The following is a 17,136-nucleotide window of genomic DNA, read 5'->3' on the forward strand; positions in this document are numbered from 1 at the left end:
TTGTTTCCTCCTTTCCTGTGAAGATATTATGCTTTTACCGCAGTTTTGATCTTAAGCAATGCTTTTCTGGCTCCAGGTACGTTACCTTTCACTAAAAGCAAGTTGCGCTCAGCGTCAACCTTAACGATTTCAAGGTTTTGTACAGTGATTTGCTCTCCGCCCATACGTCCAGGTAATGCTTTACCTTTGAATACACGGTTTGGAGCAACAGGTCCCATTGAACCAGGGCGACGGTGATAACGAGATCCGTGTGCCATTGGTCCGCGAGATTGTCCATGGCGCTTAATTGAACCCTGGAAACCTTTACCTTTTGAGATACCAGTTACATCAACTGTATCGCCTTCTGCAAAAATATCAACTTTGACTTCTTGACCAACTTCATACTCTGCTAAGTTAACTCCGCGTAATTCACGAACGAAGCGCTTAGGAGCAGTATTCGCTTTTGCAACATGTCCTTTTTCAGGTTTGTTGGAAAGCTTTTCGCGCTTGTCTTCAAAACCTAGTTGAACCGCTTCATAGCCGTCAGTTTCAACTGATTTCTTTTGAAGAATAACGTTCGCTCCCGCTTCAACAACTGTTACCGGAATAAGGTCCCCGTTTTCAGCAAACACTTGAGTCATACCAATCTTTCTTCCTAAGATTCCTTTGGTCATTTCAGTCACACCTCCTAAATAATTGTGTGGTTTATTTCATTAAAGTTTAATTTCGATATCTACGCCTGATGGCAAGTCTAACCGCATTAATGAGTCAACAGTTTGTGGTGTTGGGTTAATGATGTCGATTAGACGTTTGTGTGTGCGCATTTCAAACTGCTCACGAGAATCCTTGTACTTATGCACCGCACGAAGAATAGTGTAGATTGACTTTTCTGTCGGAAGCGGGATCGGACCTGATACTGCTGCACCGGAACGTTTCGCTGTTTCAACAATTTTCTCTGCGGATTGATCAAGAATCCTGTGATCATACGCTTTTAAACGGATACGAATCTTTTGTTTTGCCATTACTTTCCCTCCTTTTCGCCTATTTTAAAATAGACATTCTCCGTGGAAATTTCCCACACACTCGCCATGGCAAAGCGGCCGGGTGTGTCAGCAACCTTCCACATCATCGCAGTCAAAGACCAACATTGTCTATTATACAGAAATCATAAAGCAAACGCAAGCTGTTCTTTGAATTCTTTATGTTTCACACACTTTTTTATTATAGCGATGTCCGTACCTCTTTTCAAGAGATTCCTTGTTTCCAATAATTTTTCCTGATATGGAGATTCTGCAATGTAAAAATCCCGCTGAAATTTCCAGGATGATTTAAGGGAAACGGTAAAATAATATTTTTTATGTGTTGCAAATATAGTGGATACATTCTAGTTAAAAACAAAAATCAGGCCTGGTGGCCCGATTTCAATCTTGCTTACTCCGAATCTTTTATCTTCTATTATATATATCTTAACAGCTCGTTTCCTTTTTGCTCCTGTTCGCCCTAGAGTTGATAGGCACGCTCGTGTAATATACTTTCTATATGAGGATGGTATCCCAAGTAATTGCTTAAAATATATTGTTTATAATCATTTTGACTATGATTTTTAATCGTATTTTCAATTGTTTTCATCAAAATTCCTGTGAACAACAAATAGGGAATGACAAAAACTTTACTGAAGGGACTTTCAGCTGCGATTTTCAGTCCTTCTTCCAGACCAGGATCGGCAGCTGTTAAGTAGCACGTATCGACTCGTCTTATGCCACTGCGTTGTTTCAGCAGCTTGGCAATGTCGCCTAGATCCCGCTTAACATCAGGATCTGAACTTCCTCTTCCTATTATCAGGACCATGGAGTCATCGGTAAGGGGCTCGTTTGTTTCTTCAATGCGTTCGATCAAGGTTTCAACCATTTTTGGATGGACGCCAATTGGGCGCCCGTAGTTCAACTGCACTTCAGGAAACTGGGAAGCTATTCTATTTAGCTCATTGGGAATATCTTCTTTAGCATGAACGGCCGTCAGCAGTAATACTGGGACTGCTGCGATTTTCGTTGCCCCTTGTTCAATGCAGCGTTTGTACGCTTCCGCAATATTCGGCTGCGCAAGTTCAAGGAAGCAAAACTCGTTTATCGGTGCCGGGCTTTCTGTCATCGTTTTTTCAATGAAAGCGACTGCTTGTTGTTGTGCTGCCGGAACCCGGCTTCCATGGCAAATATATAAAATAGCTTCCATTAATATGCCTCGCTTGCAAACAGGCTTTCTTTTATTTGTTTATTTTCAAACCAATTGATTTTGTCGCGCATATTAACAACATCTCCGACAATGATCATGCAAGGATTTTCTACTTTCCCCTTAAGAGCGGCCTGCACTACGTCACCAAGTGTAGTGACGACAGTTTTTTGTGCATGTAATGTCCCCCAGTTAATAAGCGCGACCGGTGTATCTTCCCGTTTCCCATAGTGGAGAAGTTTCTCTCTTATATAAGGAAGGTTTTTGACACCCATATAGATTGCAAGCGTATCGATCCCTTTCGCGAGAAGCTCCCACTTGATGTTGTCATCTTCGCCTTTCTTCCGATGTCCGGTAACAATCGCAAAGGATGAACTGTGGTCCCGGTGCGTTACGGGGATGCCGGCATACGCCGGTGCTGCGATTCCTGCTGTGATACCGGGAACAATTTCGAACTCGACGCCGTTTGCAGCAAGCACTTCCGCTTCCTCTCCTCCCCTGCCAAACACGAACGGATCGCCGCCTTTTAAACGGGTTACGACTTTTCCCTTCTTGGCATGCTTAACGAGAAAATGGTTAATCGTTTCCTGTCGCAGCGAATGATAGTTCGGAAGTTTCCCGCAATAAATCAGCTCTGCTGTCGGCTTTGCATACTGCAGCATCTCAGCATTTACCAGTCGGTCATACAGAATCACATCCGCTTCTTTAATGCTGTTCAATCCTTTTACCGTGATTAACTCCGGGTCTCCAGGACCGGCCCCTACCAGATAGACTTTCCCCGATTGCATGTACCTCACCCCTCATCATTAAAGAATTGTTTCAAATCGCGATAATACAAAACCGTTGCCGTTGCGGATTTTTTTCTTTTCATATAGAGAAACGTCGTTGACTTCCCTTTCCTTTAAAAAATGCTTCTCCAGTTCAACATCGACAAGGCGAAAGGCCGCTTCATCATTTTCAGCTGCAATGATGACATGGGTCACCTCTTGATCGATCGTTACTTCAAATCGGTATAGATTCATGTTTACGTCACCTTTCTTTATTAAACAGCGACACTGCCAATTATGACGTTTAAGCGCTCCTGCAATGGCTCCGTCCCGATTCGCTCAACATAATCGAAAAACGATTCACCTGCTATTTTTGTATCTTTAAAATAGATTAAAATCTCTTTAAGAACAAAATCGAGCTGATTTGCTTCCACTTTTCCCTTTAGTTTAGCGTTTAATTTACCGCCGTTATCAAGCGTGCCACCGACATAAATTTCAAAGGCTTCAACCATCACCTTATCTTTGTTCTTCATTTTAATACCCTGAAGCCCGATCTCGGCAATTTGCCGCTGTCCGCAAGAATTTGGGCAGCCGACCATGTGGATCCTTACCGGGACATCAAGTTCTACTTGCTTATCCAACTGTTCGGCAATTCTTTTCATTCGCTCCTTCGTTTCAACAAGCGCAAGATTGCAATATTCTATACCGGTACAGGAAACGGCATAGCCGATAAACTTGCTCGGAGCGATCGGGAACTTTTTAAAAATTTCCTCGCTTTGAAGTGCTTCGACATGTTGATCGGGTATATTCGGAATAATGACATTTTGAGAGTTGCAGTTTCTAATTTCGCCATTTCCGTATTTTTTTGAAATTCGCGCTAATTCTAAAACTTCATCTGGAGTCAAGCGGCCCACAGGTACGTTTATACCGACATAGTTAAGCCCCGCCTGCTTTTGTTGATGAATTCCATAAAAGTAACCGGCATTCCATCCTTTTGTCGCATCTTCCCCTTTTTCAGGAAGCGGCCCGGTCAGTTCAATGAGCTTTTCCTTCAATTTTTCAGTGCCCCAATCGGCAACGAGAAATTTAAGACGGGCGCGGTGACGTTTTTCACGGTAACCGTAATCACGGAAAATCGTTGTAATTGCTACCGCAACATCAAGTGTCCTGTCTCGGGTAACAAACACATCAAGGGTCTCAGCCAGAAAAGGAACAGCTGATAAACCTCCGCCCACCTTAACGTGAAAACCAGCAACTCTTTCCCCATTTAATTCTTTATAAGCCGGTATAAAAGACAAACAATTAATTTCCGCATTCGAAGCATTGTGCACATTTGAGCTGATCGACAGCTTGTATTTCCTTGGCAGATTTGAAAAATCCTCATTGAATTGGAAGTATTCATAGACTTCCTTCACGATGCTGCTCGTATCAAACAATTCATTTGGATCGATTCCGGTCAGCGGATTACCGACAATATTTCTCGTAATATCCCCGCATGCACCTGCACTGGACAGCCCTACTTTGTCCAGCCTTGCGAATATATCGGGCATTTGTTCAATCGTCAGCCAGTGAAACTGGATCGCCTGCCTTGTCGTGACATCATAGACTCCCCGCCCGTAATCCTTCGCAATATTAGCAAGTGTAACAGTCTGGTCATAGGTTAACATCCCTGATGGAACACAAACACGCATCATGAAATAACCGTCTTCCTTAGGGCGCTGTAAGTATAATCCGGCCCATTTGAACATATCCCATTCTTCTGTTGGGATCGATGCGAAACCATGCTCGGCATAATAAGGGATATCATCATAAATCTTTAAGCCGTCTTTTTCGAGCTTCCTCGTTTCAGTCTTGTTGATTGCAGGATTGCCCGCCCAGAACTTTTCATAAGCCATTTCAATTCCCCCAGTTTATATAAATTTTTTTAATCTAAGATAATCAATGATCTGTTCAACACTTTCTTCGACTGTATAAAGGTCTGTTTCAATTGTAATCTCAGGTTCAACCGGTTCCTGATAGGGAGAAGTTATCCCGGTAAAATCCCGGATAAGACCATCTCTCGCTTTTTGGTAAAGGCCTTTTGGATCGCGCCTTTCACATTCTTCAAGCGGGCATTTAATATATACTTCAATGAACTCATCCTGTTCGAGAAGGCTTCTGACAAGCTGCCTGTCCTCTAGAAAAGGGGAAATAAAAGCCGTTAAAATCACGTGGCCGCTATCAATAAACAGCCTGGAAACTTCTCCTATCCTTCTAATATTTTCTTTTCGATCAAGGTCGCTAAAACCAAGATCCTTATTCAATCCATGACGGATGTTGTCACCATCTAACACATAGTTATTGATTCGCTGGTCAAAGAGCCTTTTCGCTACCTCATTGGCAACAGTCGATTTTCCTGATCCCGATAAGCCAGTAAACCAGATGACAAAACTGTGATGACCGTTTTGCTCTCTTCTTAACTCTTTTGAAAGCGATAAATCATGCCAGGTGATATGTGAACTTTTACTCAAAAATAATCCTCCCCGATCCGTTATGCTCTCACTGCATTTTCCTGTAATCCTGCAATTAACACTTCGACCACTTCTTTGCGGCTGAAGGTACTTGGAGGGGTTTCGCCATTTCGCAGCAACTCTCTTACCTTTGTTCCCGAAAGAATGACATGGTCCGCGCTTGAGTGCGGGCATGTTTTCGCTGACGCCATATTTTCGCATTTAGAGCAATAAAAGCTGTGTTCAAAAAATAATAGGGTAATCCCCAGTTCTTCCTGATTAAATTCGCTGAAAATCTTCTGTGCATCATAAGTGCCATAATAATCGCCAACCCCGGCGTGATCACGGCCGACTATAAAATGGGTACAGCCATAATTTTTCCGGACGATTGCGTGGAACACCGCTTCACGCGGCCCTGCGTACCGCATCGCTGCTGGAAATACAGCCAGAAACACACGATCGAGCGGATAATAGTTTTCAAGTAAAATTTGATAGCTTTTCATTCTGACATCAGCGGGAATATCATCCGATTTTGTTTCACCAACGAGCGGATTTAAAAATAATCCATCAACCGTTTCGAGCGCCGTCTTTTGGATATATTCATGGGCCCTGTGGACGGGATTCCTCGTTTGAAATCCAACGACGGTTTTCCAGCCCTTATCCGCAAATATTTCTCTCGTTTCCTGCGGATCTAAGTAGAATGACTGAAAATCGTTCCGCTCGATCCGTTTTATAAGGGTAATCTGCCCGCCGATATAGACATCACCTCTTTGGAAAAGTTTGTTTACCCCTGGATGTTTAAGCTCTCGTGTCCGGTAGACAGATTGCGCTTCTTCATGCTTATCCGAATAATAGATATCGGAGATCGTCATGATTCCGTATGTCTCGTCCTTGCTGACCAGCCGCACTTCATCGCCGAGTGAAAGCTTGATTGCTTCTTGTTCCGTAACCGGCAGCGTAATGGGAATACTCCACACTGTACCATCCGAGAGGCGCATTCTATGTAAAACAGATTCGTAATCTTCCTTTCTCATAAACCCATCTAACGGACTGTACGCGCCTGTACCAATCAATTCAAGATCACTTAATGCGATTCCATCCAGCTCAATCTGTTTGGCAATTTTTTTATAATCAAATGAAGGATTCCAGCGATTGATTAATGTTCCCCCATGCGGAAAGCTTAATGTCATATTAATTTCCTCCTGTCCTTTTCAAAATCAAGTATCCTTATAGGAAAAATAGGTTTTTCAGCTAGATGCCTCCGCCTTTTTCATAAATAATCCTGCCGTCTTCTCTTATTGTTTTCGCCAAGCTAAGCGTTCCAAGCGTTGCAGCACAAACACTGAATAAAACAATCACAGAATATAGGTCACTCTCGACAAATATCTTCACAAAGCTGTATGAAACCACCAGCGAGACGATTGGCGAAACGATCCATACTTTAAGAATTTTGTTGATGATTTTCTTTTTCAAAATACCCCATCCATTTTGCGATGCGCCGATTCCAATAATAGCTGTGCTGGTTACCTGTGTCAGCGGAACGGGCAGGCCGTAAATGGAAGCAAGGATAACCAGGAATGCCCCGGTTCCTGAAATCGCGCCTCCTTCCAGCAAGGAGAAGTTAGTAATCTTTTTCCCATTTGTTTGCAAGACACCCCCGCCCATAAATATCGCACCGAGGGCGATAAATAAGCCGCCAATGAGAATACCTGTATGAATCGGTACGATTCCAGCGCCTACCAACGGCCCAACCGCATTGGCAACATTGTTCATGCCCGCTGAAAAAGCTTCAAAGAATCCAACAATGATCACAAATACAGCGAGCGTTTTTTGCATCTTTTCATTTTTCAAGCCCGGATAGTGCTTCTCCAGCTTTTTTATAAACTTTCCTAACAGAAGTGCAATCGCAAACCCTGCAGCAGGAACGATAATCCAAAAGCTGACGATGACCAAAATATTATTGATGTACAAAGCCTGATAGGCAATTCCCACACCGACAACAGATCCAACGGTAATTTCACTGGTCGAGAGCGGTATCCCCATCAGGTTGGCGATAAATAAAGATATGGCTGCTGAGGATAGGATAATCAACACCACTTTTACGGTCAGCAGCGACTGCGGAATAATGTCTGTTCCAATCGTTTTGACCACTTCACTCCCGCCCACGGCAGCCCCGGCAAAAATAGCAATTCCGCACAATACCAATGCCTTTCTCCTGCTTGGAATAGCGCCCGAACCGTATGCGATGCTAATCGAAGCCGCTGCCCCGCTCGCTCCAATATTCATCGCAAAAAACAGGGCGACGATACAAGTTATATAAGTTAGGATCATATTGATTACCTCTTATTGGTGAAGTCCGCATTCAATTTTATTCTGGCCGGTCCATCGGCCTGACCTTAAGTCCCCACTGTTGAAAACAGGTGCAGTGCACGTCTTGCAGCCGATACTTGGGTAACCATGATCATGGAGAATGTTATACGGCAAATTGTTTTTGTGGGCGTAACGCCAAATATCCTTCCACGTCCAATGGATGAGCGGGCAAATCTTCACCGATTGAAAGCGGTGGTCCTTGTTGATAAATTGTGTATGTTTCCTTGTTTCGGATTGTTCTCTTCTTAATCCCGACAGCCAGGCCGCTGTTCCTGAGAGCACGCTGTTAAGCGGAATAACTTTTCGAAGTTCACAGCATTTGTTCGGGTCGCTCTTCCATAGTTCATCTCCGTATGTGTGCGCCTGTTCTTCCAGAGACAAATCGGGTTTGTTCAATTCAATGACTAATTGCGGATATTTCTCCTTCACTTGGTCAATTAACTTGTAAGTCTCCGCGAAATGAAGTTCTGTATCGAGAAAAACGATTCTTGCTGTTTCATTCACTTTGGAGATCAAATCGATTAAGACAATCCCTTCAATCCCAAAACTGCAGGCATAAACAAGGTTTCCCTCTCCATAATGCGAATACGCCCACTTAAGAACGTCTAAGGCCCCTTTTGTCTCGTTATCATACGAAAAGTCCAGTGCCGAAACTGTATCAAAATTTTGATACGTGATTAATTGCGCCAAATCAATCCCTCCAAATTCCAAAAAAAGAGACAGTTCTAACCGGTAAGGTTAAAACTGCCTCTAGTTTATCTAGTCAGCAAGCTCACTTAATTCTAAGTTTTTCATTTTTTTCAATTTGCACGACTACACCGTCCTGAACAACCAGTGTGATTGAACCGTACTTCATCCCCGCCAGGATTTCCTGCAAATGCGAATAAATTTCATCGAACTGATTTACTTTCTTTCCCAAGCAAGCCCCTCCTTCTAAATAAAAAAACCTTTCCACTTCGGAAAGACTCATCAGGTAAGAATATGTTTACCTTATCTTCCAAAATGGTTTCACATTTTGTTGGATTTAGCACCTTGCTTGTTCAGCAGGTTGCCGGACTTCATCGGGCCAATTCCCTCCGCCGCTCTGGATAAGTTTATTTTTTCTAAATTTTAACACAAAGGAATTCCATGTCAATACTTTAAAGTACTGAAATGAAAAATAGGAATTTAGTCCGGTAGAACCGAGCAAAGCTACGAAAAAGATTAAATCCTATAATTCCGATGAGTTCTATTTAAATTAACAGGATACCAGTTTAGTTGTCAATCGTAATTTTTAAGTTTCTCTTTCCCCGGTGCGTACATATGATGCAATACATACAATTTAAATTTTTTTCAAAATCTGATGATTTGACATTTTTAGCGGCTCGTAAACCGTCCTGAAAGACTATCTCAATTCTCTACGTCCACCCTATTTTAAAAAAGAGTGATTTTCTTAATTTTTAAAAAATGGTTGACACAAGTATTTGGATGTTGTAAATTTTAGTCAATTGAATACAAACGATTTCTTATCGAGAGAGGTTGAGGGAATGGCCCGAAGACACCTCAGCAACCATCAATGCCCTTAAACGCATTGAAAAGGTGCTAAATCCTGCAAGTTTTTTATGAACTTGAAAGATGAGAAGAACGGCTGCGTCCAGCATACAAAGTCTTCTTCTTGAAGGCTTTTTTTATTTCTTAAAGGAGTGGTGGCAATGTACAAAATTGATACGAAGCTGGCCCAAATCGGCAACAGGAGCGATATTACAGGATCGGTAAGTCCGCCTGTTTACTTCTCTACGGCATACATGCATGAAGGGATCGGCGAATCATCCGGCTATGACTATATCCGAACAGGCAACCCAACCCGCCAGCTCCTCGAAAAAGCGATCGCAGACCTTGAACATGGTGACCAGGGTTTTGCCTGCAGTTCGGGCATGGCAGCGATTGCCACATTGCTATCATTGTTTCAATCAGGCGATGAGTGGATTGTCAGCAAAGATTTATACGGTGGCACATATCGATTGCTTGAACACGGTTTCAGGAAGTGGGGATTAACGTGTCAATATCTCAACACAAGCTGTGTTGAGGAGTTGGATAAAAAAATAACTCTAAAAACGAAAGCCATTTTTATTGAAACCCCAACCAATCCCCTAATGGAGCAAACCGATATTGGCGCTATTTCAGAGCTGGCCAAAAAGCATGGATTATTGCTGATTGTCGATAACACATTTTATACACCCATTCTCCAGCAGCCCCTCCTTCTCGGCGCTGACATTGTCATACATAGCGCAACCAAGTACCTCGGCGGTCATAATGATGTGCTGGCCGGGTTGATTGTTGCCAAAGGTAACGATTTATGTGAAGCTCTTGAATTCCACCATAATGCAGTGGGCGCAGTGCTCAGCCCTTTTGATTCATGGCTGTTAATCCGCGGCATGAAAACTTTAGCGCTCCGGATTGAAAAACACGAGGAGAATGCAAAGAAGCTTGTTCAGTACCTTTCAATCCATGAAAGTGTAACAGATGTCCTTTACCCCGGGAGAGGCGGGATGATTTCTTTCAGAATCAAGGATGAGACATGGGTGAACCCTTTTTTAAAAGGATTATCCTTGATCACATTTGCTGAAAGCCTTGGCGGTGTCGAAAGCTTTATTACTTATCCCGCAACGCAAACACATGCGGATATCCCGGAGGAAATCAGAATCGAAACCGGGGTCTGCAACCGTTTATTAAGATTTTCCGTTGGCATAGAAGCTGTGGATGATTTAATTGATGACCTTGAGCAAGCATTCACTTCCGTCGTTGAGGAGGCTACCTTATGAAAGTGAGCAGGGAAATACATTTTGAAACGAGGCTTCTGCATAATAGCCAGAAAACGGATCAGGCAACTGGTGCTGTAAGTGTTCCGATTCACCATGCCTCCACTTTTCATCAATTCGATATTGAAAACTTCGGAAAATACGATTATAGCCGGAGTTCCAACCCGACACGCGAAGCTCTTGAGCAGGCAATCGCCGCTCTGGAAGAAGGCACAAGAGGCTTTGCCTTTTCATCCGGAATGGCAGCAATCTCGACAGCCTTCCTTCTTTTGTCTTCTGGTGACCATGTCGTGATTTCCGAGGATGTTTACGGAGGAACATACCGCATGGTTACAGAAGTTCTTTCGAGAATGGGAATTGAATATACGTTTGCCGATATGACAGATCTTCACGCCGTCCGGGAGGCCGTTCAGACTAATACAAAGGTTTTTTATGTTGAGACACCTTCAAATCCCCTCTTAAAAGTTACCGATATACGAGCGGTCAGTGAACTGGCAAAAGAGCACAACGCATTAATTTTTGTCGACAATACGTTCCTGACCCCGGCTCTGCAGAAACCTTTGTTATTGGGAGCCGACGTCGTCCTGCACAGTGCAACAAAATTTTTATCCGGCCATAGTGATGTTGTCGCCGGACTCGCTGTCGTCAAAGATGAGGAATTGGCCGGGCGACTTTATTTCCTGCAAAATACGATTGGTGCCGTTCTTGGTGTCCAGGACGCCTGGCTGGTATTGAGAGGGTTAAAAACGCTTCATGTCAGGCTGGAACAATCTTTAAAAAGTGCAGCCCAAATTGCCTGTTTTTTAAGAACTCACCCTGCCATTCATAAGGTGTATTTCCCGGGATTTGAGGACCATCCACAGTATGATCTCCAGCACAGGCAGGCAAACGGAGCAGGGGCGATTCTCTCGTTTGAATTAGCCGGAAAAGAGGCACTTTACCAATTTGTCTCGAATGTTGAAATCCCTGTTTTTGCTGTCAGTCTCGGCGCAGTCGAGTCAATTTTATCCTATCCGGCAAAAATGTCGCATGCATCGATGCCGATTGAAGAAAGGAAAAAACGAGGAATCAGCGATAGTCTGCTGCGCTTATCAGTCGGTCTCGAAAATCCTGCAGACATCATTAAAGACTTTTCAGCTGCGTTGGAAACAACGATGCAACATTTCGCTCACCAAGGAGTGAAACTATGAGCTTTCTTAAAAAAATGGAAAATCAAATATTGATAGCAGATGGTGCGATGGGTACACTTTTGTACTCTTATGGCACGGACTGCTGTTTTGAGGAACTGAACCTTTCCGAGCCGGAACAGATCCTAAATATTCACAAAGCGTATATCAATGCAGGCGCGGACCTTATCCAAACGAATACTTATGCAGCCAACTACTTGAAGCTGCAGCGATATGGACTGGAGGATTCAGTTAAGGAAATTAATAGTGCTGCTGTGAAAGTTGCCAGGAATGCAGCACAGGACAAAGCATACGTACTCGGAACAATCGGCGGGAACCGCGGGATAAAGCCCCATTCGATTTCGATTGAAGAAATAAAAAGGAGTTTTCGTGAACAATTATACTGTCTTCTTTTGGCAGGGGTAGACGGCCTGCTCCTTGAAACGTATTATGACCTGAAAGAGCTTGAGACCGTTTTGTCGATTGCCAGGAGAGAAACTGCTCTCCCAATCATTGCCCAGGTATCCCTTCAAGAAACAGGAATACTGCAGGACCGGACACCAATCAATGAAGCTTTTGAAAGATTAGAGCTAGCAGGTGCTGATATTATCGGGCTTAACTGCCGGCTTGGCCCACATCATATGTTGTTGACGCTCGAACAGGTGGCGCTGCCAAAGCATGCCTATCTTTCTGCCTATCCAAACGCCAGTCTTCCTGCCTATGTCGATGGCAAATTTCATTACGAAGGAGATGCAGAATATTTCAGAAAATCGGCACAACCTTTCCGGGAACAGGGAGTCAGGCTGCTCGGCGGCTGCTGTGGGACAACGCCGGAGCATGTCCGCGCCTTTGCTGAAGAACTGAAAGATAAAGCCCCTGTAACAAACAAAATCGTTAAATTAAAAGAAAAGAAAATTATCGTAGAAACAGCTATAGTAAAAAGGGAGGAGCCTCCCCTCGATCACGTCGTCAAACAAAGACGTTCGGTGATCGTCGAGCTGGATCCGCCGAGAAAGCTTAATACGGGGAAATTTTTCGAGGGAGCTAAGGCCCTTCAGGATGCCGGGATCGACGCCATAACACTGGCCGATAATTCACTTGCTACTCCAAGAATCGCGAATGAAGCATTAGGGCATCTCGTGAAACAGAAACTGGGCCTGAGGCCGCTCATTCACATTACATGCCGGGACCGCAATATCATCGGGCTGCAGTCCCACCTTATGGGACTTTATACACTCGGTTTACACGATGTGTTAGCCGTAACCGGAGACCCGGCCAGAGTCGGTGATTTTCCCGGTGCATCTTCGGTATACGATATGTCATCGTTTGAATTGATTCAAATGATTAAGCAATTAAATGAAGGGCTATCCATTTCCGGAAAGGAACTGGGACAAAAAACTGCTTTTTCCGTTGGCGGTGCTTTTAATCCCCATGTTCGCTCATTGGATAAAGCCGTTAAACGCCTTGAAAAGAAAATCGCGTGCGGAGCCGATTATTTTATTTCGCAGCCCGTTTTTTCTGAAGAAAAACTGATTGAAATCCATGACGCAACTGAACATATTGAAGCACCGATTTATATTGGAATCATGCCCCTAATCAGCAGTAAAAATGCTGAATACCTGCATAACGAAGTCCCCGGTATCAAAATATCAGAAAGTATCAGGGAAAGAATGGCTCGTTTTAAAGACCTTCCTGCTGACGCTTCCAGGGAGGGGCTCGAGATTTCAAAATCTTTAATTGATGCTGCTCTTGAGTTATTTAATGGCATTTATTTAATCACGCCATTTCTACGGTATGAATTGACAGTAGAATTATCGTATTATGCCCGGCGCCATCACAACGCCTTAACTGGGAGGAACGACCATGTCCAAACCAATATTCTCTGATCAAATCAAAGAGCGAATCCTTATTATGGATGGGGCCATGGGAACGATGCTGCAAAGAGCTGGCCTTACAGCGGAAGATTTTGGCGGTGAGCAGTATGACGGCTGCAATGAATATTTAAATTTAACTGTCCCCGATGTTATTGAGCAAATCCATTATGAATACTTGGAGGCAGGAGCAGATATTATTGAAACAAATACGTTTGGCGCAACAAGCCTGGTCCTCAATGAGTATCAACTTGGCCATAAAGCCTATGAACTTAACAAAGTTGCTGCGCAAATTGCCAAAAAGGCCGCAGACAGAGCTTCTGCGACAGGCCGGCCGCGTTATGTTGCCGGATCAATGGGGCCGACAACAAAAACGTTAAGCGTCACCGGCGGGACGACGTTTGCTGCATTAATCGAAACATACGAAGAACAAGCAATTGGTTTAATTGATGGTGGTGTTGATCTTCTGCTCCTTGAAACAAGCCAGGATCTTCTCAATGTCAAGGCAGGATACATCGGTATTGAAAGAGCATTTGCGAAAACCGGCACGACGCTTCCGTTAATGATATCCGGTACGATTGAGCCAATGGGAACGACCCTCGCCGGCCAAACAATTGAGGCATTTTATATTTCAGTCGAGCATATGAAACCAGCCGCTGTTGGGTTGAATTGTGCGACAGGTCCGGAATTTATGCAGGATCATATCAGGTCGCTTGCCAACCTGTCTTCAACCGCAGTCAGCTGTTACCCGAATGCCGGTTTGCCTGACGAAGAAGGACAATATCATGAAACACCTGAAACGCTCGCAAAGAAGCTCGCCGGTTTTGCCGAGCAGGGCTGGCTGAATATAGTCGGTGGCTGCTGTGGTACGACACCCGACCATATAAGAGCGATTGCTGCTGCGATGAAGGATTTTAAACCAAGAACTATAAACCAGGACCACAGCCATAAGGTTTCCGGAATTGAACCATTAATCTATGATGACCCGTCACTTCGTCCGATCATGGTCGGTGAACGTTCCAATGTGATTGGCTCCCGAAAGTTCAAAAGGTTAATCAGCGAAGGCAAATATGAAGAAGCATCTGAAATTGCCAGAGCCCAGGTCAAGGGCGGTGCTCATGTCATTGATATATGCCTCGCCGACCCGGACCGGGATGAGCTGTTCGATATGGAACAATTTATTATCGAAGCTGTTAAAAAGGTAAAGGTCCCGTTAGTAATTGATTCAACCGATGAAAAAGTAATCGAAAAGGCGTTAACCTACTCGCAAGGGAAAGCGATCATTAATTCAATTAATCTTGAAGACGGTGAGGAACGTTTTGAAGCGATCTGTCCGCTCATTCATAAATATGGTGCTTCAGTAGTGGTTGGCACGATTGACGAAAAAGGAATGGGCGTAACAGCTGAACGCAAGCTTGAAATCGCGAAGCGCTCTTATGACTTGCTTGTTCACAAATACCAGATTCGCGCGGAGGATATAATTTTTGATCCACTCGTCTTCCCAGTCGGTACGGGAGATGAACAATATATTGGTTCAGCTAAGGCTACCGTTGAAGGGATCCGTTTAATAAAAGAGCAGCTTCCGGACACACAGACCATTTTGGGAATCAGCAATATATCTTTTGGCCTGCCTCCCGTCGGCAGGGAAATTCTGAATTCTGTGTTTCTGTACCATTGTACACAGGCCGGGCTTGATTACGCGCTTGTGAACACGGAAAAACTCGAGAGATTCCCGTCGATTCCAAAGCAGGAAGTCGCATTGGCAGAATCACTTTTATTCAAAACTGATGACAAATCTTTAGCAAAATTTACTGAATTTTATCGTGGTAAAAAGAAGGAGTCGAAAAGCAAATTACCAGCAATGAGCTTAGCTGAACGACTGTCCTATTACATTGTTGAGGGAACGAAAGAAGGACTGCTGCCTGATCTGGAAAAGGCCCTCAGTAATTATCCGGCACCGCTTGATATTATTAATGGCCCGTTAATGGAGGGAATGAAGGAAGTCGGCCGCCTTTTCAACGATAATCAATTAATCGTTGCAGAAGTCCTCCAAAGCGCTGAAGTGATGAAAGCATCTGTAGCTTTTCTGGAGCCGTTTATGGAAAAGGGCGCCGTTTCCTCTTCGAAAGGTAAAATAATATTAGCGACCGTTAAAGGTGATGTTCATGATATTGGCAAAAACCTGGTTGAGATTATTTTGAGCAATAACGGTTTTCACGTTGTTGATCTTGGCATAAAAGTGTCACCAACGGATCTTGTCGCGGCGATTCGAACCGAACAACCCGATATAGTCGGGCTGTCTGGTCTGCTTGTTAAGTCTGCCCAGCAAATGGTGTTAACTGCCCATGATATGAAGCAAGCCGGGATTTCTGTGCCAATTTTAGTAGGCGGCGCTGCCTTATCGCGTAAATTTACAGATACAAAAATTTCCAGAGAATATGACGGAATCGTCCTGTACGCTAAGGATGCGATGACCGGACTAACTCTTGCCAATCAGCTGCAAACTCCTGATAGTTATGATAAGTTGTTGGCCGACAAACAGGAAAAGATAACGGCCATGGTGGAGGATTGGCGAACTCAAGCCTCCGTTTCCACTGCCATCAAGTCGATTCCTGAAGTAACCGTTAAGCCAGAGCCGGTTTTTATCCCCAAGGATACAAAGAGGCATATATTGAAAAACTATTCCCTGTCCTATGTTCTTCCTTATATAAATCAACAAATGCTGATTGGCCACCATTTAGGGGTTAAAGGAAAGGTCTCCAGACTGCTTGAGGAACAAGATGAAAAAGCGTTAAAAGTTAAAGCAGTGGTGGATAGTTTGATACAGGAGTCGCTGGAAAAAGATTGGATTCAGCCTGCGGCTGTTTATCAATTTTTTCCGGCAAAGTCAGATGGTAACCGCGTTGTTGTTTACAGCCCTGAGCAGCATAGCGAGGTGCTCGACGTATTTGACTTCCCTAGACAGGAAGCTGATCCTTACCTTTGTTTAGCAGACTATTTAAAATCGTCCGAAAGCCCGGAAATCGACTATGTTGGTTTTTTTGCGGTAACAGCTGGCAGAGGAATTCGCGAAGCAGCCGAAAGGTTAAAGAAGGAAGGCCGTTTCCTGGAAAGCCATGCACTGCAAGCACTCGCTTTGGAAACTGCCGAAGGTCTGGCAGAGTTGATTCACCGGCAGATGCGCGATCGCTGGGGTTTTCCTGATCCGACAGAAATGACAATGAAAGATCGATTTTCAGCAAAGTATCAGGGGCAACGTTTTTCTTTTGGATATCCGGCCTGCCCAAATCTTGAGGATCAAGCAAAGTTGTTTAAGCTTATACGTCCAGAAGAGATCGGTATTCATTTAACAGACGGATTTATGATGGAGCCGGAAGCTTCTGTAACAGCCATCGTGTTTGCACACCCGGAGGCACGCTACTTTAATGTTTTAAAATAGGCCTATCAGCAGTATTTATATTCCGATACAC

15 protein-coding genes and 2 riboswitches are annotated in these 17,136 nt (G+C 44.0%); of the genes, 4 read left to right on the forward strand and 11 right to left on the reverse strand.

The genetic code is table 11. From position 1 onward, the window contains the following. Window positions 1-26 precede the first annotated feature (26 nt). The 11 genes from rplC to CU635_RS05720 all read right to left on the reverse strand — a co-directional run bounded on the left by rplC (window position 27) and on the right by CU635_RS05720 (window position 8,720). On the reverse strand, window positions 27-653 hold the full coding sequence (gene rplC / locus CU635_RS05670) for a 50S ribosomal protein L3 (RefSeq protein ID WP_101576211.1): 627 nt from the start codon (window positions 651-653) through the stop codon (window positions 27-29). Window positions 654-692: 39 nt separating this feature from the next. Next, the gene (gene rpsJ / locus CU635_RS05675) at window positions 693-1,001 is read right to left on the reverse strand and encodes a 30S ribosomal protein S10 (protein ID WP_009791329.1); all 309 of its coding nucleotides are present in this window, start codon (window positions 999-1,001) and stop codon (window positions 693-695) included. A 478-nt stretch (window positions 1,002-1,479) separates the two neighbouring features. Beyond that, window positions 1,480-2,208 carry a sirohydrochlorin chelatase gene (locus tag CU635_RS05680; RefSeq protein ID WP_101576212.1) on the reverse strand — a complete coding sequence of 243 codons (729 nt, stop codon included), beginning with the start codon at window positions 2,206-2,208 and terminating at the stop codon, window positions 1,480-1,482. Further along, the gene (gene cobA / locus CU635_RS05685) at window positions 2,208-2,993 is read right to left on the reverse strand and encodes a uroporphyrinogen-III C-methyltransferase (protein ID WP_101576213.1); all 786 of its coding nucleotides are present in this window, start codon (window positions 2,991-2,993) and stop codon (window positions 2,208-2,210) included. Before cobA ends, CU635_RS05680 begins: the two co-directional genes overlap by 1 nt. An 18-nt stretch (window positions 2,994-3,011) precedes the next feature. Continuing rightward, on the reverse strand, window positions 3,012-3,227 hold the full coding sequence (locus tag CU635_RS05690; protein ID WP_101576214.1) for a DUF3906 family protein: 216 nt from the start codon (window positions 3,225-3,227) through the stop codon (window positions 3,012-3,014). Between the two features lie 20 nt (window positions 3,228-3,247). Then, window positions 3,248-4,867, reverse strand: a complete 1,620-nt coding sequence (locus tag CU635_RS05695; RefSeq protein WP_101576215.1) for a nitrite/sulfite reductase — start codon at window positions 4,865-4,867, stop codon at window positions 3,248-3,250. 15 nt (window positions 4,868-4,882) lie between these two features. Beyond that, complete coding sequence (gene cysC, locus CU635_RS05700; RefSeq protein WP_101576216.1) at window positions 4,883-5,482, reverse strand: adenylyl-sulfate kinase; 600 nt, start codon at window positions 5,480-5,482, stop codon at window positions 4,883-4,885. 20 nt (window positions 5,483-5,502) lie between these two features. Next, on the reverse strand, window positions 5,503-6,651 hold the full coding sequence (gene sat / locus CU635_RS05705; RefSeq protein ID WP_101576217.1) for a sulfate adenylyltransferase: 1,149 nt from the start codon (window positions 6,649-6,651) through the stop codon (window positions 5,503-5,505). Window positions 6,652-6,712: 61 nt separating this feature from the next. Next, a complete protein-coding gene (locus tag CU635_RS05710; RefSeq protein WP_101576218.1) occupies window positions 6,713-7,792 on the reverse strand; it encodes a sulfate permease in 1,080 nt (359 codons plus the stop codon). Between the two features lie 12 nt (window positions 7,793-7,804). Next, window positions 7,805-8,509 (reverse strand): phosphoadenylyl-sulfate reductase, encoded by a 705-nt coding sequence (locus CU635_RS05715; protein WP_373270842.1) that lies wholly within the window; start codon window positions 8,507-8,509, stop codon window positions 7,805-7,807. A 94-nt stretch (window positions 8,510-8,603) separates the two neighbouring features. Beyond that, complete coding sequence (locus CU635_RS05720) at window positions 8,604-8,720, reverse strand: YezD family protein (RefSeq protein ID WP_373270841.1); 117 nt, start codon at window positions 8,718-8,720, stop codon at window positions 8,604-8,606. A 98-nt stretch (window positions 8,721-8,818) separates the two neighbouring features. After that, a riboswitch (SAM riboswitch) is annotated at window positions 8,819-8,926 on the reverse strand. Between the two features lie 407 nt (window positions 8,927-9,333). Further along, window positions 9,334-9,452: riboswitch (SAM riboswitch) on the forward strand. Window positions 9,453-9,522: 70 nt separating this feature from the next. On the opposite strand from CU635_RS05720, the gene CU635_RS05725 reads away from it, so the two are divergent. The 4 genes from CU635_RS05725 to metH are packed head-to-tail and all read left to right on the forward strand — an operon-like array spanning window position 9,523 to window position 17,105. Beyond that, window positions 9,523-10,632, forward strand: coding sequence for a methionine biosynthesis PLP-dependent protein (locus CU635_RS05725; protein WP_101576221.1), 1,110 nt, complete (start codon window positions 9,523-9,525; stop codon window positions 10,630-10,632). Beyond that, window positions 10,629-11,819 carry a cystathionine beta-lyase gene (gene metC / locus CU635_RS05730; RefSeq protein ID WP_101576222.1) on the forward strand — a complete coding sequence of 397 codons (1,191 nt, stop codon included), beginning with the start codon at window positions 10,629-10,631 and terminating at the stop codon, window positions 11,817-11,819. Before CU635_RS05725 ends, metC begins: the two co-directional genes overlap by 4 nt. Then, on the forward strand, window positions 11,816-13,681 hold the full coding sequence (locus tag CU635_RS05735) for a bifunctional homocysteine S-methyltransferase/methylenetetrahydrofolate reductase (RefSeq protein ID WP_101576223.1): 1,866 nt from the start codon (window positions 11,816-11,818) through the stop codon (window positions 13,679-13,681). The genes metC and CU635_RS05735 overlap by 4 nt, the downstream gene beginning before the upstream one ends. Continuing rightward, window positions 13,659-17,105, forward strand: coding sequence for a methionine synthase (gene metH, locus CU635_RS05740; protein WP_101576224.1), 3,447 nt, complete (start codon window positions 13,659-13,661; stop codon window positions 17,103-17,105). The genes CU635_RS05735 and metH overlap by 23 nt, the downstream gene beginning before the upstream one ends. Window positions 17,106-17,136 lie beyond the last annotated feature (31 nt).

It is taken from the genome of Bacillus canaveralius, assembly GCF_002860125.1.
Taxonomy (GTDB): domain Bacteria; phylum Bacillota; class Bacilli; order Bacillales; family Cytobacillaceae; genus Bacillus_BJ; species Bacillus_BJ canaveralius.